The organism is Streptomyces sp. V4I23 (assembly GCF_030817975.1).
In the GTDB taxonomy this organism is placed as follows: domain Bacteria; phylum Actinomycetota; class Actinomycetes; order Streptomycetales; family Streptomycetaceae; genus Streptomyces.
The window spans coordinates 3769814-3790734 of the sequence record NZ_JAUSZW010000004.1 but is presented as its reverse complement, the minus strand read 5'-3'; the positions used below and the strand labels follow the sequence as shown (position 1 = coordinate 3790734).

At 73.1% G+C, this 20921-nt stretch carries 16 protein-coding genes; 13 read left to right on the top strand and 3 right to left on the bottom strand.

Annotated features, from left to right (window positions below; genetic code table 11):
* Positions 1-21: 21 nt before the first annotated feature.
* From QFZ82_RS19370 to QFZ82_RS19335, 8 genes are all read left to right on the top strand, one after another.
* Positions 22-843, top strand: a complete 822-nt coding sequence (locus QFZ82_RS19370) for an NAD(P)H-binding protein (protein WP_307714370.1) — start codon at positions 22-24, stop codon at positions 841-843.
* 125 nt (positions 844-968) lie between these two features.
* A complete protein-coding gene (locus tag QFZ82_RS19365; protein WP_307714369.1) occupies positions 969-1937 on the top strand; it encodes an alpha/beta hydrolase in 969 nt (322 codons plus the stop codon).
* Positions 1930-3120 carry an acyltransferase gene (locus QFZ82_RS19360; RefSeq protein WP_307714368.1) on the top strand — a complete coding sequence of 397 codons (1191 nt, stop codon included), beginning with the start codon at positions 1930-1932 and terminating at the stop codon, positions 3118-3120. Before QFZ82_RS19365 ends, QFZ82_RS19360 begins: the two co-directional genes overlap by 8 nt.
* A 10-nt stretch (positions 3121-3130) precedes the next feature.
* Entirely contained in the window at positions 3131-4438 is a 1308-nt protein-coding gene (locus tag QFZ82_RS19355) for a sensor histidine kinase (protein WP_307714367.1), read from the top strand.
* The gene (locus QFZ82_RS19350; protein WP_307714366.1) at positions 4435-5100 is read left to right on the top strand and encodes a response regulator transcription factor; all 666 of its coding nucleotides are present in this window, start codon (positions 4435-4437) and stop codon (positions 5098-5100) included. Before QFZ82_RS19355 ends, QFZ82_RS19350 begins: the two co-directional genes overlap by 4 nt.
* 91 nt (positions 5101-5191) lie before the next feature.
* Positions 5192-6541, top strand: coding sequence for a sensor histidine kinase (locus QFZ82_RS19345; protein WP_307714365.1), 1350 nt, complete (start codon positions 5192-5194; stop codon positions 6539-6541).
* Positions 6538-7197, top strand: coding sequence for a response regulator transcription factor (locus QFZ82_RS19340; protein ID WP_307714364.1), 660 nt, complete (start codon positions 6538-6540; stop codon positions 7195-7197). The genes QFZ82_RS19345 and QFZ82_RS19340 overlap by 4 nt, the downstream gene beginning before the upstream one ends.
* Positions 7198-7216: 19 nt before the next feature.
* Complete coding sequence (locus QFZ82_RS19335; protein WP_307714363.1) at positions 7217-8422, top strand: cytochrome P450; 1206 nt, start codon at positions 7217-7219, stop codon at positions 8420-8422.
* A 151-nt stretch (positions 8423-8573) separates the two neighbouring features.
* Here QFZ82_RS19335 and QFZ82_RS19330 read toward each other — a convergent pair whose 3' ends face one another.
* A complete protein-coding gene (locus QFZ82_RS19330) occupies positions 8574-9413 on the bottom strand; it encodes a diacylglycerol kinase (RefSeq protein WP_307714362.1) in 840 nt (279 codons plus the stop codon).
* A 153-nt stretch (positions 9414-9566) separates the two neighbouring features.
* Here QFZ82_RS19330 and QFZ82_RS19325 point away from each other — a divergent pair, with 153 nt between their 5' ends.
* Positions 9567-10853: an adenylosuccinate synthase gene (locus tag QFZ82_RS19325; RefSeq protein ID WP_307714361.1), complete on the top strand. Its 1287-nt coding sequence runs from the start codon at positions 9567-9569 to the stop codon at positions 10851-10853.
* Positions 10854-11084: 231 nt separating this feature from the next.
* Here QFZ82_RS19325 and QFZ82_RS19320 read toward each other — a convergent pair whose 3' ends face one another.
* A complete protein-coding gene (locus QFZ82_RS19320; RefSeq protein WP_307714360.1) occupies positions 11085-11912 on the bottom strand; it encodes an oxidoreductase in 828 nt (275 codons plus the stop codon).
* Positions 11913-12004: 92 nt separating this feature from the next.
* On the opposite strand from QFZ82_RS19320, the gene QFZ82_RS19315 reads away from it, so the two are divergent.
* The 4 genes from QFZ82_RS19315 to QFZ82_RS19300 all read left to right on the top strand — a co-directional run bounded on the left by QFZ82_RS19315 (position 12005) and on the right by QFZ82_RS19300 (position 19024).
* The gene (locus QFZ82_RS19315; RefSeq protein WP_307714359.1) at positions 12005-12910 is read left to right on the top strand and encodes a LysR substrate-binding domain-containing protein; all 906 of its coding nucleotides are present in this window, start codon (positions 12005-12007) and stop codon (positions 12908-12910) included.
* A gap of 521 nt (positions 12911-13431) precedes the next feature.
* Positions 13432-13812, top strand: a complete 381-nt coding sequence (locus tag QFZ82_RS19310; protein WP_307714358.1) for a hypothetical protein — start codon at positions 13432-13434, stop codon at positions 13810-13812.
* Positions 13813-14105: 293 nt separating this feature from the next.
* Positions 14106-14531, top strand: a complete 426-nt coding sequence (locus tag QFZ82_RS19305) for a hypothetical protein (protein WP_307714357.1) — start codon at positions 14106-14108, stop codon at positions 14529-14531.
* 2 nt (positions 14532-14533) lie between these two features.
* Positions 14534-19024 (top strand): caspase family protein, encoded by a 4491-nt coding sequence (locus tag QFZ82_RS19300; RefSeq protein ID WP_307714356.1) that lies wholly within the window; start codon positions 14534-14536, stop codon positions 19022-19024.
* Between the two features lie 6 nt (positions 19025-19030).
* On the opposite strand, the gene QFZ82_RS19295 is transcribed toward QFZ82_RS19300, so the two are convergent.
* Positions 19031-20878 carry a serine/threonine-protein kinase gene (locus QFZ82_RS19295; protein ID WP_307714355.1) on the bottom strand — a complete coding sequence of 616 codons (1848 nt, stop codon included), beginning with the start codon at positions 20876-20878 and terminating at the stop codon, positions 19031-19033.
* Between the last annotated feature and the right edge of the window lie 43 nt (positions 20879-20921).

Below are 20921 nucleotides of genomic sequence, written 5' to 3'. Positions count from 1 at the left end.
AACCCTTCCTACGGTCTTCCCATGACGAATCTCGTGACCGGAGCAACCGGAACCGTCGGCCGCCAGGTGGTCGCCGAACTGCTGCGCCGCGGACACTCCGTCCGCGCCCTGACTCGCGACCCCGGCAAGGCCGACTTCCCCGCCGGGGTGGAGGTCGTCCGGGGCGACCTCACCGCCCCCGCCACGCTCGCCGCCGCGCTCCAGGGCGTGACCGGCCTGCACCTGATCACTTTCGGCGGCCCGTACTTCGCCCCGCTGGAGACCGGCCCGCGCATCCTGGATCTCGCCCGCGAGGCCGGCGTGCGGCGGATCACCGTGCTGCACGGCGGCGGCCTCAGCCTGCTGGAGGACGCGGTGCGGGCGGGGCAGATCCCGTGGACCGTGCTGATGCCGGTGGAGTTCATGGGCAACGCCCTGGAGTGGGCCGACGGCGTACGCACGGCCGACGAGGTGCGCGAGCCGTTCACCGACCGGCTCAGCGCCATGGTCCACGAGGCCGACATCGGCGCGGTCGTGGCCGTCGCCCTGACCGAGGACGGCCACGGCGGACAGGAGTACGTGATCACCGGGCCCGAGGTGCTGACCCTGAAGGACAAGACGGAGACGCTGGCCGCCGCGCGCGGACGCGCGATCCGGCTCGTCGAGCTGACCGAGGAGGAGGCCGTCGGCCGGTGGCGCGCCTCCGGTCTGGCCGACGACGTGATCGGATTCCTGCTGGAGGCGTACGGGAACACCCCGCCGGTGGGCCGCACCGTCGTCCCCACCGTCGAGAAGGTGACGGGCCGGCCGGCGAGGACGTTCACCGAGTGGGCCGCCGAGCACGCGGACGCCTTCCGGGCGTGACCGGCGCCCCTACCCGTCATACCTGAGAGCTACGCGGCACGTGCGCTCTCGCGCGGGACGCCGGCCTACGGACCGGATTCCTAACGTCCTTTCCGGATCAGCGATTCGGACCGGAAGGAATCCCCATGGCGTCCCGCCTGCGCCGCACCCTGCTCGCCGCGCTCCTCGCCGCGGCCGTGGCCGTCCCGGTGTCGGCCGCGGCGAGGCCGTCCGCCGTCCCGGCGCCCGAGCCGGCCGCCCTCGCACCGCTCAGCGCCGCCGAACTGCCCGCCCTGGACGCCCGGTACGCCATCACGCGGGCCGGTATCCGCGCCGCTGCCCGTGTCGCGGACGGCCACGAAGACCACCGGCGGGCCCGCGCGCTGCGGGCGATGGCGGCGGACGGGCGGCAGTTCCTCACATTCGACGGGCGCGACGGGGGCCGCGCCGCCGAGGTGTTCGGCGACCTCGCGCGCGCCGACCGCGTCACCGTCCTCGTGCCGGGCTCGGACACTCATCTCGACACGTACGCACGCTTCCGCGCCGGGGCCGCCGCGCTCCACCGCGCCCTGCGCGCCACCGGCGCGGACCGTACGGCAGTCGTCGCCTGGCTCGGGTACGCCACCCCGGCGACCGTCGGCACCGACGCCCTGACCAGCAGCCGTGCCGAGGAGGCGGCGGACGAACTCGCCGCGTTCGTCGGCGAACTGCGCGCCGCCAAGGGCGCGGCCCCCGTGTCGCTCCTGTGCCACTCCTACGGCTCCGTCGTCTGCGCCCGCGCCGCCCACCACCCGAAGACCGAGGCGGTCACCGACATCGCCCTCTTCGGCAGTCCCGGCACCGGAGCCGACTCCGCCGCCGCCCTGCGCACCCGCGCCACCGTCTGGGCCGGGCGCGGCGGCGACGACTGGATCGCCGGCGTCCCGCACGTACGGTTCGAACTCCTCGGCACCGAGGTCGGTTTCGGCACGGACCCCGTGACGGACGCGTTCGGCGCCCGGGTCTTCGACGCGGGCGGCGGCGGCCACAGCGACTACCTGCGGCCCGGCTCCACCGCGCTGCGCAACCTCGCGCTGATCGCCGCCGGCCGTACCGCGGAGGTGTCCCGTGCCTGACCCGCGCGGCCTCGTCCGCCGTATCGACGCCGCGACCCCGCCGGGCAGGGACCGGGCCGTGGACGCCTTGCGCGCCTTCGCCATCACCGGCGTCGTCCTGGGGCACTGGCTGGTCACCGCGCTCGTCGCGGACGGCGGGACGCTGCACGGCGACTCCCCGCTGCGCCACATGCCCGAACTGGCGCCCGTGTCCTGGGCGTTGCAGACGCTCGCCGTCTTCTTCCTGGTCGGCGGATACGCGGCGGCCCGCAGCCGGGCTGCGTACCCCGGCGGCCATCTCGCCTGGCTGCGCTCCCGGTTCGCCCGTCTGTTCCGTCCCGTGGCGGCCCTGCTCGGGCTGTGGGCCGTCGTGTCCGCCTGCACGCTGGCCGCGGGGACCGGGACCGCGACCGTGCGCACCCTGCTCGGCCTGGCCCTGTCCCCGCTGTGGTTCCTGCTGGTGTTCGCCGCGCTGACCGCGGCGACCCCGCTCGTCGCCCGCCTGCATCCGCTGTGGCCCCTCGCCGTCGTGCTGCACGTGGACCTGTTCCGCTTCGGCTTCGGCGCGCCCGCCTGTCTGGGCTGGGTCGATGTCGCGGCCGGCTGGCTCGTCCCGTACTGCCTCGGCACCGCCTGGGCCCGCCGGGAGCCGGGCAGAGGGGTGTGCTGGGCGCTGCTGGTGGGCGGTGCGGCGGCCACGGCCGCGCTCGTCGCGTGGGCCGGATACCCGGCGTCCATGGTCGGCGTCCCGGGAGCGCCCGTCTCCAACCTCAGCCCGCCCACTCTCGCCGCCGTCACCTTCGGCCTGGCCCAGTGCGGCGCCGCCCTGCTGCTGCTCGGCCCGCTGCGCCGCGCTCTGAGGAGGCCCGCCGCCTGGGCGGCCGTCGCCCTGCTCAGCCTCTGCGCCATGACCGTCTTCCTGTGGCACCAGACCGCCCTGATGGCGGTCACGGCCATCGGGCTGTCCCTCGGCCGGCTGCCCGGTCTGCACGCCGTGCCCGACGACGGTGGCTGGGTGCTCGCCCGGATCGCCTGGCTGCCGGTTTTCACGCTCGTCCTGCTGGTGTGCCGGGCGGCCTTCCACCCGTACGAAGCGGGCCGCACGCGGCCGCACGAACGGGGCCGCACGCGACGTGCGTCGCGTGTGGTGCGGGCGCATCGCGCGGAACGGAACGCGGCGGCGGATGTGCACGGCAGTGTCTAGGGTGGGGCGTGTGACGACCACGGGGCCCCAACTCGCCTTCCCACAAGGCATTCTGAGCTGGCTGAGGGTGCTGTGGGAGGGGCTGTGGACCTTCCGGTCGGATCCGCTGCCGCCCCTCGTCTGGCTGCGCTGGCTCCCGCACGGTCTGCTCTGCGTCGCCGCGTTCGGGATCACGTTCGGCGGCGTGGCACAGCTTGTGGACAACGGCGGTCTCGGCCCCCAGCTCGGCTTCCTGATCGGGTTCCCTCAGGGCGGTGCGGTGGTGCTCGCGCTGCGAAGGCCGGTCGCGGCGTGGTGGCTGTCGACGGCGGCCATGGTGGTGGGCGCCGTCCTGGTGCGCCACCAGTTGTTGAGAGGCAACGCCCACGACTTCCCCTGGCCCTGGACAGCGGCCGGGATCCTGGGGCACATGGCCGTGCTGCTGCTGCTCGCACTTCGGGTGCGCACCCGGGTGTCCGCGGCGGCACTGGGCCTGACGGCGTTCCTCACCTATGCCGTCCAGGGACTGCTGGGCGCGTCCGACTACCAGTCCACCGGGGTGGTCGCGGTCGTCCTGTGCACGGTCGTCGTGCTGCTCGGCACAGCCCTGCGCGGCCGGCGCCAGGCGCGTGCCGCACTCGTCGAGCAGGAGGTGCTGACCGCGGAGGAGCGCACCCGGCGCACCGTGCTGGAGGAACGCAACCGCATCGCCCGCGAGCTGCACGACGTCGTCGCCCACCACATGTCGGTGATCTCGATCCAGGCCCAGGTCGCGCCCCACCTGGTGAAGGAGCCCACCGACGAGCTGAAGGAGAACCTGGCGGGCATACGGCAGAACGCGCTCGACGCGCTCACCGAACTCCGCCGCGTCCTCGGCGTCCTGCGCTCGGAGAACCCGGAGGCGTCCGAGTCCGCCCCGCACGCCCCGCTGCCCACGCTGGCCCGCCTCGACGCCCTCGTCGAGAACGCGCGGGCCGGCGGGCTGACCGTCGACTGCGTCTCGACGGGACAGCCGCGCCCGCTCACACCGGGCGTGGAGCTGTCCGCGTTCCGGATCGTCCAGGAGGCGCTGAGCAACGCCATCCGGCACGCGCCCGGCACGACGGTGCGGATCGAGCTCGCCTTCTCGCCGCCCGGCCTGCGCGTCCGGGTCTCCAACACCGCGCCCCGCGTCCCCGCCCCGCGTTCACCGGGCGCCGGACACGGGCTGCTGGGCATGCGCGAGCGGGCCGCCATGCTCGGCGGCGATCTCGCGACCGGACCCACACCGGAGGGGGGCTACGAGGTGACGGCCTTCCTGCCGGGAGACACACCTGCCAAGGGGGAGACGGAAGAATGACGATCCGCGTGCTGATCGCCGACGACCAGATGATGGTCCGGCAGGGGTTCACGGTGCTGCTGAACGCCGAGCCCGGCATCGAGGTCGTCGGTCAGGCCGTCGACGGTCTCGACGCCGTGGCCCGGGCCGGCGAGCTGCGGCCCGACGTGGTGCTGATGGACATCCGCATGCCCGAGCTCGGCGGCATCGAGGCCACCCGCCGCGTCACCGCGGACGACCCGGCGACGAAGGTGCTCGTGCTGACCACCTTCGATCTCGACGAGTACGTCTACGAGGCGCTGCGCGCGGGCGCGTCCGGATTCCTGCTCAAGGACGCGTCGGCCGACGAGCTCGCGCACGCCGTGCGGGTCGTGGCCGCCGGGGACGCGCTGCTCTCCCCGAACATCACCAAGCGGCTGATCACCGAGTTCTCCCGGACGACCGGGTCGCCGCGCGCTCCGCTCAAGGAGCGCGTCGGCGATCTGACCGAACGCGAGACGGAGGTGCTGTCCCTGATCGCTCAGGGCCTGTCCAACGCGGAGATAGCCCGGTCCCTCGTGGTCGCCGAGCAGACCGTGAAGACCCACGTGAGCCGGGTTCTTGTGAAACTCGGCCTGCGCGACCGCACCCAGGCGGCGGTCTTCGCGTACGAGACGGGCCTGGTGCGTCCGGCCGGCTACTGAGCGCGTCGCCCCAGGTAGTCCTCAGGACGGATGCCGCAGGATCCGTAGCGATGCTGACGACCGCGCCCGGCGCTCCGCTTACCTTTCTCACGTGACCGAGAAGACCCGCAGCCTTGAGTACCGCCTGGCCCAAGGGGCACTCAGCGGCCTCCGCCAGGACCTTTTCCACGACACGTTCGCCTACCGCCCGCTGGCGCCGCTGCGCGGTGACGGGCCGCTGGTACGGCGGCTTCCCGGCGGGCGGATACGCGCGCTCGCCGTGTGGCTGCCGCACGCCGTGGTGCTGTTCACCGCCTTCTGCACGCTGCTTCTCGCGGGCGGCGCCGGGGACGGCGAGTTCGGCAGCCTCCTGCTCGGGCTCGTCCCGGCCGGCGCGGTGGCCATGACGCTGATCAGGCCGGTCGGCGCCTGGTGGGTGTCGCTGGTGAGCACTCCGTTCGTGGGGGTGCTGGGCGGGCCCTGGGGCGACTGGCCCTGGACGCCCGCGGGATTCCTGTCCCACTTCGCGGTGATGGTCGTGGTCGCACTGCGGACCCGGCCGCGCACGGCCGGCTGGATGTGGCTGATCACCGCCGGGTACGGGGCGTTCTCCGACAGCGTCTTCAGCCGCGGCTACAGCAGCAACGCACCCGCGATGCTCTTCACCTCCGCCGTGGCCCTGCTGGTCGTGAGCATGTTCCTGACCCGGCGCGAGGCGAAGCAGGAGGTCGCCGCGCAGCAGACCGTGACCGCCGTGGAGCGCGACCGGCGCACGCTCCTGGAGGAGCGCACGACCATCGCCCGCGAGCTGCACGACGTCGTCGCGCACCACATGTCCGTCGTCGCGATCCAGGCCGAGGCCGCGCCCTACCGGGTGGAGAACCCGCCGGAGGAGCTGGAGCGGGCGTTCGCCACCATCCGCGAGAACGCGGTGGCCGCGCTGACCGAGCTGCGCCGCATCCTCGGCGTCGTACGGGCCGAGGACTACGAGGCGCCGGACGCGCCGCAGCCGATGCTCAGCGACCTCGACAACCTGATCGCCAACGTCCGCGACGCGGGGCTGGAGACGGAGAAGACGGTCACGGGAGCGGTGCGCGAGCTGCCCCAGGGCGTCGAGCTGTCCGCGTACCGGATCATCCAGGAGGCGCTCAGCAACGCCCTGCGGCACGCCCCCGGTTCCACCGCCAGGATCGAGATCTCCTACGTACTGGGCGGGCTGGGCCTGCGCGTGGTGAACACCGCGCCCCAGGGCCTCGTCAGTCCCGCCCGTCGCCCGACCACCGCCCCTGAACGAGGGCTTCGCCCGCCCCTTTCGAGGGGCGCGGGCCACGGCATCACGGGCATGCGGGAACGTGTGACGATGCTGAACGGCGAGATGACCGCCGAGCCGACCGAGGAGGGCGGCTACGAGGTGACCGCCTTCATCCCCGTCGCCGCGACCCCCGCCCAGGAGCTGTCATGACGATCCGCGTGCTCATCGTCGACGACCAGGCCATGGTCCGGGAGGGCTTCTCGGTCCTGCTGAACGCCATGCCCGACATCGAGGTCGTCGGCGAGGCGGTCAACGGACGCGAGGCGGTGCGCCGGGTCGCCGAGCTGGCGCCCGAGGTCGTCCTGATGGACATCCGCATGCCGGAGCTGAACGGCATCGACGCCACGCGCGAGATCGTCGCCGCCGACAGCGGTGCGAAGGTGCTGGTGCTGACCACGTTCGATCTGGACGAGTACGTGTACCAGGCGCTGCGCGCCGGGGCGTCCGGCTTCCTGCTGAAGGACGCCTCGGCCCGGCAGCTCGCCGACGGCGTCCGCGTGGTCGCGGCGGGCGAGGCGCTGCTCGCCCCGACGGTCACGCGACGGCTGATCACCGAGTTCTCGCGGCTCGCCGAGACCCCGCGCCCGGCCGCGATGACGCAGGTCGGTGACCTGACCGAACGCGAGACGGAGGTGCTGGTGCTGATCGCGCAGGGCCTGTCGAACGCGGAGATCGCCTCGCACCTGGTCGTCGCCGAGTCCACGATCAAGACGCACGTGAGCCGGGTTCTTGTGAAGCTCGGCCTGCGCGACCGCACCCAGGCGGCGGTGTTCGCGTACGAGGCGAGGCTGGTCACGCCGTCGTAGGCGGGGTTAGCGTCCCGTCATGGACGTACCGTTCGAGCCCTGGTCCCCCGCCTTCGCCGCCGACCCGTACCCGGCTCTCGCCGAGCTGCGGGCACGGGGGCGGGTGCACTGGTTCGAGCCGACGCGGCAGTTCCTGGTCCCGCACCACGCCGATGTGTCGGCGCTGCTGCGGGACCGGCGGCTGGGGCGCACGTATCTGCACCGCTTCACGCACGAGGAGTTCGGGCGTACGCCTCCGCCTGCCGCGCACGAGCCGTTCCACACACTGGGCGACCACGGGCTGCTGGACCTGGAGGCCCCGGACCACACCCGGATCAGGCGCCTGGTGACGAAGGCGTTCACGCCCCGGACCGTGCAGGCGCTGGAGCCGGTGGTGCGCCGGCTGGCGGCGGACCTGGTCGCGGACCTCAGGCGCGCGGGCGGGGGAGACCTGGTGGCCGAGGTCGCGGAGCCGCTGCCGGTCGCGGTGATCGCGGAGATGCTCGGCGTCCCCGCGTCGGACCGGGGCCTGCTGCGGCCGTGGTCGGCGGACATCTGCGGGATGTACGAGCTGAACCCGTCCGAGGAGACGGCGGCACGGGCGGTGCGGGCGTCGCTCGAATTCAGCGCGTACCTGCGGGAGTTGATCGCGGTGCGGCGGGCGGATCCGGGCGACGACCTGATCTCCGCGCTGATCTCGGCGCACGAGGCGGGCGACCGGCTCAGTGAGCAGGAGATGATCTCCACGTGCGTGCTGCTGCTCAACGCGGGCCACGAGGCGACGGTGAACACGACGGCCAACGGCTGGTGGACGCTCTTCCGCCACCCCGAGCAGCTGGCGGCGCTGCGGGCGGACCACTCGATGTTGTCCACAGCTGTGGAAGAGCTGATGCGGTACGACACACCGCTCCAGCTCTTCGAGCGCTGGGTGCTGGACGACATCGAGATCGACGGGACGGTGATCCCGCGCGGCTCCGAACTGGCGCTGCTGTTCGGCTCCGCGAACCGCGACGAAGCGCGCTTCCCGCGCGCGGACGCCCTGGACCTGGCCCGCGCCGACAACCCGCACGTGAGCTTCGGCGCGGGCATCCACTACTGCCTGGGCGCACCGCTGGCCCGCCTGGAACTCTCGGCGTCGTTCGGCGAACTGCTGCGGGAGGCGCCGGGGATGAGGCCGGTGTCGGAACCGAAGTGGCGGGAGGGTTTCGTGATCAGGGGCCTGCGGGAGCTGCACGTGGAGCTCTGACGCTCCCCATCCCGCCACCGAGGCTTCACCCCGGGCCCCGTGGGGCCTGCGCCCTGGCGGGCGCGCGGGCTGTGGGGGCTTCCCCCCGGGTCCGTACCGCGCTTCGCGCCGGCCCGCGGCCACACCCCGTACACCAGCATCGCGACCGGCTCTACGACCCGTCCTGACGGCCCTCCGCCCAGGTCTCCGCCCCGGCGGTCACCGGCAGCGTCAGACCCCACGCCCCCGGCCGGACCGTCCACGTGCGGGTGCGGACCGGGCCCGTCACATGAGTGTCCGCGCGGTAGCGGAAGTCCGGGCCGGACACCGTCACCGTGAGGGCGCTCGTGCGGACCGCCTCCGTGGCCGAGGGGTGCCGGATCAGGACCTCCGCGCGGCCGTCGCGGTCCGCCCGGACCGACACGGCCTCGACCGGACGGTCCAGGTCGGCCAGCAGGACCCCGTCGGCCTCCACACGCAGCCGGTGCGCGCGGGCCGCCGGGCCCGCTGGGGCCGGGCGCACCAGGGTGCGGACCAGGGACCGGCAGGCGTTCCACACGGACGCCTCCGCCCGTGCCACCGCCCGCGCTGCCGGGATCGACAGGCCGCCCAGCACCACGCCGTCGGACTCGTCGACCAGCAGGTCCAGCCGGCGCACCACGCCGTCCAGCACCGCCCGCGCCGCCGCGACCGGCCCGGCCGGCACGCCGAGCGAGTGCGCCAGCTGCACCGAGGAGCCCACCGGGACCAGCCCCAGCGCGCCGTCGCCGAGCCGGCGGTCGCGGTGCAGCAGGGCGACGGCGCGCAGCAGGGCGCGGTCGTCGCCGACCACGACGGGCCTGCGGTGACCCCTCCGGGCGAGCGCGCGCGCGAATTCCTCCGGCCCTTCGGGGAGACAGATTTTCGCCTCCGAGCCCCCGCACAGCACATCTTTCGCGATGCGTACGGACTCGCCGTCCATTCGGCGGGCGACCGGGTCGATGACCACCAGCAGCTGGTCGTGATCCGACACCTCGGTCCTTCCTCGGGTAGCATCTTTGTGCAAGAGCCCCTTGCGCTATTGCGCCAGGGGCTTCGTCTATTCCGGGGCAACCGGTCCGAATACTCAGGTACGGCTTCGGCCCCCTGACCTTGGTCTTGCCCCGCCCGGAAGGGGTGTACGCCTGTGCCCGCACTTGTGCTGCTCGGTGCTCAGTGGGGTGACGAGGGCAAGGGAAAGGCCACCGACCTCCTCGGTGGATCCGTGGACTATGTGGTGCGTTACCAGGGTGGCAACAACGCCGGCCACACGGTGGTCGTCGGCGACCAGAAGTATGCGCTGCATCTCCTCCCTTCCGGAATCCTCTCGCCCGGATGTACTCCGGTCATCGGCAACGGCGTCGTCGTGGACCCTGCGGTTCTGCTCTCCGAGCTGAGCGGGCTGAACGACCGCGGCATCGACACGAGCAAGCTGCTGATCAGCGGAAACGCCCACCTGATCACTCCGTACAACGTCACCATCGACAAGGTGACGGAACGGTTCCTCGGGAAGCGCAAGATCGGCACGACCGGCCGCGGCATCGGCCCGACGTACGCCGACAAGATCAACCGCACCGGCATCCGCGTCCAGGACCTCTACGACGAGTCGATCCTGACCCAGAAGGTCGAGGCGGCGCTGGAGTCCAAGAACCAGCTGCTCGCGAAGGTCTTCAACCGGCGCGCGATCGAGCCGGCCAAGATCGTCGAGGAGATGCTCCAGTACGCGGAGCAGATCAAGCCGTACGTCGCCGACACCACGCTGATCCTCAACAACGCCATTGACGAGGGCAAGGTCGTCCTCTTCGAGGGCGGCCAGGGCACGCTGCTCGACGTCGACCACGGCACGTACCCCTTCGTCACCTCCTCCAACCCGACCTCGGGCGGAGCCTGCACCGGCGCGGGCGTCGGGCCGACGAAGATCAGCCGCGTCATCGGCATCCTCAAGGCGTACACGACCCGTGTCGGCGCGGGCCCGTTCCCGACCGAGCTGTTCGACGAGGACGGTGAGGCGCTGCGCCGCATCGGCGGCGAGCGGGGCGTCACCACCGGCCGCGACCGCCGCTGCGGCTGGTTCGACGCGGTCATCGCACGCTACGCGACCCGGGTCAACGGCCTCACGGACTTCTTCCTCACGAAGCTGGACGTGCTGACCGGCTGGGAGCAGATCCCGGTCTGCGTCGCGTACGAGATCGACGGCAAGCGCGTCGAGGAGCTGCCCTACAGCCAGACCGACTTCCACCACGCGAAGCCGGTGTACGAGTACCTGCCGGGCTGGTCCGAGGACATCACCAAGGCGAAGACCTTCTCCGACCTGCCGAAGAACGCGCAGGGCTACGTGAAGGCGCTCGAGGAGATGTCGGGCGCGCCGATCTCCGCCATCGGCGTCGGCCCGGGCCGCACGGAGACGATCGAGATCAACTCGTTCCTGTCGTAGGGCACCAACGGATCCGGGGGCGGGAACTCTGCTTCCCGCCCCGGACCTGCGGTGCCGGAGCCGGGGATCAACCGATGATCCGTGGCCCGGGGACGGCCTGTTTCCGGCGGACGTGATCCTCGTCCCGTACAGGGACAGCCGGTCCTTGCCGTCGATCCGACGGCCTGCCGTACCGCACGCCCGAGGGCCCGCACCCGCCGACGGTGGCAGGTGCGGGCCCTCGGGCGTGCGTCAGGCGAGCCTGGTGTCGCGGCCCACCTCGTCCCAGGCCGTGAGGTCCGCCCTGACCTGGTCCAGGTGGGCGTGGATCGTGTCGATCGCGTCGTCGCCGAGCGCCAGCCGCAGCGGTGTCTCCTTCGCGTCGAGGGCGGCGAGCACGGCCGCCGCCGCCTTCGCCGGGTCGCCCGCCTGCGTCCCGCCCCCGGTCTCCACCATCCGCCGCGTCGCGCCCACCGTGTCCGCGTAGTCGGCGATGCCGTCCCCGCTCAGACTGTGGTTGCCGAACAGGTTCGTGCGGAAGGCGCCCGGCTCGACGATCAGGACGTCGATGCCCAGCGGGCGCACCTCGGCCGCCAGCGCCTCCGACAGGCCCTCCAGGGCGAACTTCGTGGCGCTGTACGCCCCGAAGCCCGCCATCGACATCTGGCCGCCCACACTGCTGAGCTGCACGATCGCGCCCGAGCGGCGGACCCGCATGTGCGGCAGGACCGCGCGGGTCAGGGCGGCCGGCCCGAAGACGTGGACGTCGAAGAGCGAGCGCAGCTCCTCGTCGCCGGTCTCCTCCACCGAACCGACGTGCGTGCGGCCCGCGTTGTTGACCAGCACGTCGATGCGGCCGTGCCGCTCGGCCACATCCGCCACGACCGTGTCGATCGCCGCCCCGTCGGTGACGTCCAGCGCCACCGCCTCGACCTGGTCCGGATGGGCGGCGACCAGGTCCTCCAGCGACTCGACGCGGCGTGCCGCGGCGACCACGACGTCTCCCGCACCGACCGCGGCCTCGGCGAACGCGCGCCCGAACCCGCTGTTCGCCCCGGTGATCAGCCAGACCCTGCTCATGTCCGCATCCCCTCGTGTTGTCTCCGTGTGCTCAACAACCTTCGCCCAGTGCCCTGTTGGGCGTCCAAGACGTCTTGTGATATCCCGTGGTCATGGACGTCCACGGGCGGGACCTCCGCTACTTCGTCGCGGTCGCGGAGCAGCTCCACTTCACCCGGGCCGCCGAGAGCCTCTTCGTCTCGCAGCCCGCGCTCAGCAAGCAGATCAGGGCCCTGGAGCGGCAGCTCGGCGCGCCCCTGTTCGAGCGCGACCGGCAGTCGGTGCGCCTCACCCCCGTCGGCAGGGCACTGCTCCCGCACGCCCGTAAGGTCCTCGACGCCTGGGAGGAGGCCCACGGGGCCGTCCGGCAGGCCACCGCCGAGCAGCAGGGCACCCTGACCGTGGGGATGAGCACCAGCCCCGGCCGCGGCGGTCTGCTCCCCGCGATCCGCTCCCGGTTCACCGAGGCACACCCCGGTGCCCGCGCGAAACTGCGGCAGGTCGGCTGGGAGGACGCGACGGCGGGCCTCGCCGACGGGACGAGCGACGTCGCGTTCGTGTGGCTGCCGCTGAGCGGTCCGGAGCGGTTCCGGTGGGTGGTCATGGCGACCGAGCCGCGCCTTGTCGCGCTGCCCGAGGCGCATCCGCTCGCGGGCCGCGAGAGCGTGGACTTCGCCGAGCTCCTCGACGAGCCGTTCCTCGCCCTCCCCGCCCTGGCGCCCGAACTGCGGGACCACTGGCTCGCGCTCGAGGACCGCGAGGTGCTCGGCGCCGGGCCGCCACGCATCGGCGGCGAGATCGCCAGCGCGGACGAGACGTACGAGGCGCTGGTCGACGGCCTCGGCGTCTGCCTGGTCGCCGCCGGGAACGTGCCGCTGCTCACCCGGGGCGGCGTCGTCGTCCGTCCGGTGCGCGGGGTGTCGCCGAGCCGGTTCGCGCTGGCCTGGCGGGCGGACGACACGCGCGGGCTGGTGCGGCACTACGCACGGGCGGCGGCCCGGGTCGCCGAGGCGCTCTGAGGTCAGGGCAGCTTCCACAGGCGGATGGTCCGGTCGAGGCCGGCGCCGGCGAAGGTTCCAGGGCGATCGGCTCCAGGCCCGACGCGTCGGGGAACTCGATGACCATCGTGACCCGGGCCGTCGACCGGTAGGTCACCGCCATCCGCTGCTTGCCGACACCAGGACCTGACCGGCACCGAGTCACCTGCGTCTCGTAGGCTCCCGGCCATGAACCGCCCCGCCGGGCCGGGTCGCTGACCGGGGGTCCTGGCCGCCGTACTCGTCAAGGACCCGGCCGCGCGGCCGGACCCGGAGACCGTGGACCGGATGCTCGCGGCTGCGGCGGAGGGCGGACAGAGCGCTCCGGGCCGGGACCGGCGAGCCCACGTCGTACCGGCTGGGGCCCCCGCCGGGCCCGGCGACCGCGCCGTCCGCACCTGCCGTCTTCGGACCGCCGGGCCGTTTCCGGCCTCCGACTGCTGACACCGGACGGCATCCGGACGGCGGTCAAGGAGATCGAGGCCGCGACGGGCACGGACCGCGTGGGGAGCTTCAGCGTCTACGACGCGTTCGTGTCCCTGGACGTCATGGTCAAGGGCAGCGACACCACGTACGACAGCTACACCTACCGCCCGGGCCAGGGAGTGGAGAAGGGAATCATCAGTAACACGCTGTCGGGCGGCGATCTCCCGTTCAGCATGGACGACATCGACTGGGACGTCGTCCCCGCCCTGCTGAAGAGGGCGGAGAAGGGCCTGAACGTGAAGAAACCGACCCTGCGTTACATCCTGGTCGACAATGCGAACGAAACCTTCCACTCCCCGCTCGGCCTGGCGGTCCACTTCGCCGACGACTACGGCGGCGGTCACCTGACCGCCGATCTCAAGGGCAAGGTGACCAGGGTGTTCCCGGCCGAGAGCTGACTCCCGAGTCGGCTGCGCCCGGGCGGCGTGGCCCACGAACGCGGGCCTAGGCGTCGACGGGTGTGGGGGCAGGAGATCAGCTCGCCGCACCTGGCCCGTGCTGTGGCGCTTCCCGCCCGTCGCCGCCGACCGGTTCGTCCACCCGGTCCTGCTGCGCAGCGCGACGATCACACCGCTGGGGTGAGCGAGAGGGCGCCTTCCGGCCAACTCCCTTGCCGAAAGGGCGTGGTGGGCCCTGCGGATGCATCGTTAATCTCGAAGGTCCTGTGCATCGCTCGCTGCTCGGAGGGCTCGTGAGAATCACTCTGGACGCCGGTGGACCGGCCGAGACGGACGATCTGCGATGGTGGCTGCTGCAGGACCCGCAGGTGCGCGGCCTCGTCCGTCTTCCTCCTCCCCAGGTGCCGGATCCCGGGACCATGAGCGGGGCCGCCCCGGATCTGGTCAGCCTCCTGCTGGCGCCGGGAGGGCTGACCGCTGCCGTGGCGGCGGCGATCGTGGCCTGGCTGCAGAGCCGTAAGGTCAACCAGACCGTGACGATCACGCGGCCCGACGGCACCCAGGTCACCGTCACGTCGGAGCGGATCGACGGGCGGCGGGCGGAGAGCGCCGGTGACCTGGCGCAGCGCGTCGCCGAAGTGCTCCAGCAGCCGCCACAGCCCGGCCCGCAGGCGTCGGGGCACGCCTCCGGGCAGGCGGCCGGACCGGAGAACGCCTGACCATGGCCGACACACGGGGGGACTTGTCGGCAGCCAACTGTCACGCCGTCGTGGTGGGAACCGGCCGGTACGGCACGAGCGGCAGCCTGTCGCTGACCGCCCTGCCCAGCGCCGCGCACTCGGCGCGGGACCTCGCGCGGGCGCTGCGGGAGCGGTGCGGCATGGACGGCCGCGTCACCGAGATCATCGACCCCGAGGGCCCCACCGAGGTGCTGGCCGCTGTGCAGGCCGCCATCGACGCCTCGGAGGGCGGTGTGGTGCTCTTCTTCTTCGTCGGGCACGGACTCCTCGGCCCCGGACGGCAGTTGTATCTCGCCACCTCCGGCACCGCGTCCTCGAACGACACCGTCCACGCCGTTCCGTACGACCAGATCAGCAAACGCCTGGCGGACGCGGCGGCGAGCCCGGTGGTCGTCCTCGACTGCTGCTTCTCCGGACTCGCGGGGGCCGCGCCGCAGGAGTACCGCGAAGTGCTGGCATCCGCCCGCCCCGCAGGCAGCTTCCTGCTGACCTCGGCGACGCACTACGCGGCGTCGTTCGCGCCCGCAGGGGAGCGGCACACGCTGTTCAGCGGTGAACTGCTGCGGGTCCTGACGGAGGGCGACGCGGGCGGGCCCGCCTGGTTCACCCTCCTCGACCTGTACCGGATCCTCGACCACCGTTTCCAGGGCGGGCCGGCGCGTCCGCACTCCGACGGCGTGGGCCGGGCCGCCGACCTTGTCGTCGCCCGCAACCCAGGACGGGCGGTCCGGACGGCGGAGCCCGACGGCGATCTCGGGCAGAGCGACGGGCCGTGCCCCTACCCCGGCATGCGGCCCTTCCTGCCGGAGCAGCACCATCTGTTCTTCGGCCGCGAGGAGTTGACCCGCGTTCTCGTCGACCGTGTGACCGGTGACGCGTACGCGGGGCCGGTCGTCCTCGTCGGTCCGTCGGGCGCCGGCAAGTCCTCGCTGCTCAGAGCGGGGCTGGTGGCCGCTTTGGAGCGAGAGCGGGTGCTGCTCGTTCCCGGAGCGGGCGCCCGGCCGTTCCGTACGCTGGCGGATGTCTGGGCCGGCGCGACGGGACGGTCGTTCGCCGAGGTCGAGGGAGAACTGGGCGCCGGGCGGTTCGGGCACGGCGGACCGGATGTCCTGGTGGTCGACCAGCTGGAGGAGATCTTCACCCAGTGCGGGGACGCCGAGGAACGCGAACTGTTCATCAGGGCCGTCACCGGCCACACGGCCCAGGGCCCCCGCATCGTGCTCGGTCTGCGTGCCGACTTCTACGGCCCGTGCCTGGGCGACGCGCGGCTCGCCCGGCTCGTACGGAATGGGCAGTTCACGGTCGCCGCCATGTCCGACGACGAATTGCGGGCCGCCGTCGAACGGCCCGCGGCGCACGCCGGACTGCGCCTGGAGGAAGGGCTCGCCGAGCATCTGCTGCGCGAACTGCGCCAGGAGCAGGCTGCCGACGGCGACGCGGTCGCGCTGCCCTTCCTGGCACACGCCCTCCAGCAGACGTGGGCGAGACGCCGCGGTGACCGGCTGACCTTCGCGGGGTACCAGGCGGCGGGCGGGATCCGGACCTCCGTGACCCGCACCGCGGACGAGGTCCACCACCGGCTGGACGAGGACGGGCGGCGCAGGCTGCGTGAACTGCTGCTGCGCATGGTCGTGCTGGTGGACGACGGTGGCCGTGCGGTACGCCGCCGGGTCCCGGCCGAGGACCTGGAGGGGGCCGGCGACCTGGTCGACCGGCTCGCGGCGGCCCGCCTCCTCGTCGTCGACCAGGGCGAGGCCCAGCTCTGCCACGACTCGCTGCTGTACGCCTGGCCCCGGTTGCGGGACTGGATCACGGAGGACCGGGCCGGGCTGCTCGACCGCCGCAGGCTGGGAGAGGCGGCCGACGGCTGGCACGCGGCGGGCAGACCGGACAGCGGTTTGTACGAGGGGGACCAGCTGGCCGCGGCACGGGCCCGGCTCGCGCAGGGCGGCGGGACGCTGCCGATCCGTCCGGTGGAGCGGGACTTCCTCCACGCCGGAACCGTCCGGCAGGACCGTCGCCGCAGGAGGCGCCGGATGGTGACGGCCCTGGTGGCCGTGCTGGCCGTTCTCGCGACCACGCTCGCGGTGGTGGCCCGCGGGGCACAGCGGGACGCCGAGGGTCGCGAGACGGTGCTGATCGCCAACCAGGTGGCCGCGCAGGCGGACACGATGCGCGAGCGCGACCCCCAGACCGCGCTGCGGCTGAGTCTCGCGGCGTACCGCACGGCCGAGACGCCGCAGACCCGGTCGAGCCTGTACGCGGCGTATCTGACCCTCACGCCGGTGGAGATCTGGGGCGGTCACCGGGAGCCCGTGCTCGGCATGGCCTTCAGCGCAGACGGCGACGTGCTGGCCACCACCCAGCGCCGCGGGCGGGTGCAACTGTGGGACATCTCCCGCACGAGCGATCCGCTGAAGGCAGCGACGATGAAGCTCAAGGGCAGCGGAGCGATCGCCTTCCACCCGCGCACCCGGCTGCTGGCGACGCAGACGGCGACGGAGCTCGCGCTGTGGGACGTCGCCGACCCGGCGAAGCCGAAGCGGCTTGCCGTGCGGGGCTTTCCCGAAGGGACCACCTACACGCTGGCGTTCAGCCCGGACGGGCGCACACTGGCGGCCGGCAGCGCAAAGGGCCGGCTGCGGCTGTGGGATGTCTCGCATCCTTCGGGACCGCGGCTGCGTACGGACCGCACGGCCGCTCCCACGCATCTGATCTCGCTCGCGTTCGGCCGCGACGGTCTGCTGGTCACGGGCAACGGCGTCAGCGGGAAGGACGGGGAGAAACCGGCGGAGGTACGGCTGTGGGACGTGCGTGATCCGGCACGGCCGGGGCTGCTGGACACCGCCACTGCCAAGACGGTGATGGCGGTCGCCTTCCACCCGAAGCGGGACCTGGTCGCGGCGACCGGCGGGAAGGGAAAGACGGCCATGTGGACGGTCAGGGACGGCCGTCGGCTGGTCGGCATCAAGCCCGAGAACGCGTGGGACACCGACTGGGGCTACGGCAGTGATCTGCCCTCACTGAGTTTCCGTCCGGACGGACGGCAGCTCGCCGCCGCCGACAACGGGCGCCCGGGAGGCGCCAAGCTCCGGGAGTCCACCGCCACCGGTCCGGAACTGCTGGGCTCCCTCGCCGAGCAGGGAAACCTGCCGGGGGGCGAGCCTGCCCAGGCCGTGGCGTACAGCCCGGGCGGAACACATCTCGCCGTCGGCGACATGGGCGGCAGGGTACGGCTGTGGCCCCAGCGTGCCCCCGCCCCCCGGCTCCTCGGAGGCATGGCCTCCCCGGACCCGGGCGCCAGCCCGGTCAGCCGCGACGGCACTCTCGTGATCACCTCCGGATCGGACGGCACCCAGGTCTGGGACCTCCGCAGCGCGGCCACGGCGGACGGCGCCGATCCACGCCTGCGGTTCACGCTGCCGCAGCCGTGGGAGGCTCGCTACTTCCTCCCGGGACGGGACCGGCCGCTGCTGCTGGCGCACCGGTGGACGCAGGTCACGAACGACCATGTGTTCCGGCTGTGGGACTTCGGCGAGGACGGTGAGGGCCGCCCCACGCCGGGGGCCGAGATCGTCATCAAGACCTCGGACGTGCGTACGGCCGTGTCCGGGGACGGCAATCTCCTGGTCGTTGCCGGCTGGTCCACCACGGAGGCGGAGGTCTGGGACCTGCGGGACGCGCGCCGACCGGTCCGGCGCGCGACGCTCCCTGTCACGCCGCTCTCCGAACCGGAGAGCATGTTCTTCATGGGCGAGCACGCCTTCGCGGCCGTGGAGGGGGACGAGCCCGCGGGCGTCAGGCCCGCGGACCTGCGCATCTGGGACCTCACCGACGTGAAGAACCCGGTCAAGGGCCGGTTGCTCAAGGACGTGGCCGCCGGGCGAGCGGGCTATGTGCCGTCCTCGCGGCTGCTCGTCACCGACACCATCGCCCAGGAGTCCCAGCTGTGGGACATGAGCGACATCCGCAACCCCAGGAAGGCCGCACGGCTGCCTGCCGCGTCCGGCGGCTACCAGCCCGTCGGAAAGGGGAGGCTGGCGACGACGCTGCTGGACGGAACGGTCAAGTTCTGGAACGTGAGCGACCCGTACAAGCCCCGTGCGGAGTCCGAGATGCGGTTCGACCAGGCCATCTCCGACATCACTCCGGCCCCGGACGGCACCCGCGTGGTGACCAGTGAGCCCTACCGGATCTGGGAGAGCAGCGGGGACGGCCGGTGGCGCACGCCGGCAGTCGCCACTCTGGAAGGAGTGAAGGAGCTGCGGCTGCTTCCGGGCGACAGTCCCTTCATGGCCGTGGTGCCGGACCGCGACGTGGGCGGAAGCTACGCCAAGCGGAAGACCTACCTCCTCGACCGCGACACCGACACGATCTACGAGCGGCTGTGCGCCACCAGCCCCCTCAGCGTCGAGGAGGACCAGTGGGCGGCCCTCCTTCCGCACCTCGGCCACCAGCGGTCCTGCGGATGACGCGGCTCACCCGCGGAAGTACTCGCCCGGCTCGCCGTCCGCGCTCATCCCGTACACCAGGAGCCGCTCCTTGCCCTCGAAGCGGTCGATCCGCAGGTTCTGCGACGACGTGTCCGTCGTGCATTCCGGGTCGGAGGCCTGCGCGTCGCGGACGGGCGGGCCGACGACCACCAGGCCGCCGACGCCGCCGAGAACGGCGGTGGAGGCGCAGTTGACGGTGCCGCCGACGGGCTCGCCCGTCGTCTCGTCCGTTCGCGGGGACGCGGACTCGTAGCGGACGACGGCGGACCCGACCGGGCCCTGGGTGACGGTGACCCGGCGTTCGAACAACTCCGCCTGGCCGGCGCCCCATTCGGCGCCGGACTCGTCCTCGGTCCAGGTGCCGAGGAACTTCGAGGGCACCGCCTCCGGGCCTGAGCCCGCCTTCCGGAACGTCGCCGTCGCCGCGCCCGAGGTCCACTCCAGGACGTCGGGCGAGCGGACGGTGAGCGTCTGGTGCGCGGCCGGGGTGCACTGCTTCTCCGGCACGCTCAGCGTCACGTCGCTCTCGCCGAACACGATCCGGTCGGCGTCCGCCGACACCAGCACGGACCGCCCCATGCACAGCCGTTCGCCGGTGACGGTGACGTACACGGCCGTCTTCTCGCCCGTACGCCCCTGGGCGATCTCGATGCGGCCCGTGGAGTAGGGGGCGTCCGCCGTGCCGTCGAGCACGCCCTCCCAGGCGCCCACGAAGGACTGCGGCACATCCCCGGCGGGGCGATCGTCCGTGCCCGGCCCCGAGGACGTGGGGCGCTTGTCGCCGCCCGACGGCTGCTTCTCGGGCCAGAACGTCGCCGCGCCCACGCCCCCGGCCGCGAGCAGCACCGCCGTCAGAACGGCCGCGAGCACCCGTCCTCTGTGCGGGCGGCGCGGCGGCGCGGGGTCGGCGGCGGGGGTCGGGTCACCGGTGCCGGGCACCGGGGTGTCGGCGTCCAGGAGCCGTGCCGCGCTCCTGCCGAGGCGGGCCAGCACGTCGGCCGGCAGCCAGGCGCCGGTGGGGCCGTGGTCGGCCGCGGCGAGCACGGAGGCGGGCGGACGGCGGTGCGGGTCCTTGTCCAGGCAGGCCCGGACGAGCGGTTCGAGCTCGGACGGCAGTCCGGTGAGGTCCGGTTCGTCGTGCGCGATGCGGAACATGGTCGCGTGCGCGCCGCTGTCCGCGGAACCGAACGGCGGCACCCCGGTCGCCGCGTACGCGAGGACCGCGCCGAGGCAGAAGATGTCCGACGCGGGGGTCAGCTTCTCGCCGCGCACCTGCTCGGGCGACATGAAGCCCGGCGAGCCGACGACCGCGCCGGTGCTGGTCAGCCCGCCGTCGGTGACGGTGTCCACGGCGCGCGCGATGCCGAAGTCGATGATGCGGGGACCGTCGACGGTGAGCAGGATGTTGGACGGCTTGAGGTCCCGGTGCACCAGACCGGCCCGGTGGATGTGCGTGAGCGCGTCGGCGAGCCTGCTCGCGAGCGCCAGCACGGTCTCGGCAGGCAGCGGGCCGTACTCCTCGCCCACCACGTTCCGCAGGGAGGGTCCGGGCACGTAGGTCAGGGCCACCCAGGGCGCGTCGGCCGCCGTGTCGGAGTCGATCACGGGCGCGGTCCCGGCGCCGCCGACGCGCTCCAGCGCGGCGACCTCGCGCGCGAACCGCCGCCGGAACTCGTCCTGTTCGGCGAGCTGCGCGTGCACGACCTTCACGGCGACGGTCCGGCCGCCCTCGGACCGGGCCAGGTACACGCGGCCCATGCCACCGGTGCCGAGCCTGCCGATGAGGCGGAAGGGGCCGATCCGGGTGGGGTCGTCGGGGGTCAGGGCGTCCACGCGGCGATCCTTCCACAGGCCAGGCCCACGGGTGACATGTTCA

Excerpts from the sequence above, each read along its gene's own strand:
- QFZ82_RS19370 (WP_307714370.1), top strand. The coding sequence starts at position 22 with ATGACGAATCTCGTGACCGGAGCAACCGGAACCGTCGGCCGCCAGGTG.
- QFZ82_RS19365 (WP_307714369.1), top strand. The coding sequence starts at position 969 with ATGGCGTCCCGCCTGCGCCGCACCCTGCTCGCCGCGCTCCTCGCCGCG.
- QFZ82_RS19350 (WP_307714366.1), top strand. The coding sequence starts at position 4,435 with ATGACGATCCGCGTGCTGATCGCCGACGACCAGATGATGGTCCGGCAG.
- QFZ82_RS19340 (WP_307714364.1), top strand. The coding sequence starts at position 6,538 with ATGACGATCCGCGTGCTCATCGTCGACGACCAGGCCATGGTCCGGGAG.
- QFZ82_RS19335 (WP_307714363.1), top strand. The coding sequence starts at position 7,217 with ATGGACGTACCGTTCGAGCCCTGGTCCCCCGCCTTCGCCGCCGACCCG.
- QFZ82_RS19320 (WP_307714360.1), bottom strand. The coding sequence starts at position 11,912 with ATGAGCAGGGTCTGGCTGATCACCGGGGCGAACAGCGGGTTCGGGCGC.
- QFZ82_RS19315 (WP_307714359.1), top strand. The coding sequence starts at position 12,005 with ATGGACGTCCACGGGCGGGACCTCCGCTACTTCGTCGCGGTCGCGGAG.
- QFZ82_RS19300 (WP_307714356.1), top strand. The coding sequence starts at position 14,534 with ATGGCCGACACACGGGGGGACTTGTCGGCAGCCAACTGTCACGCCGTC.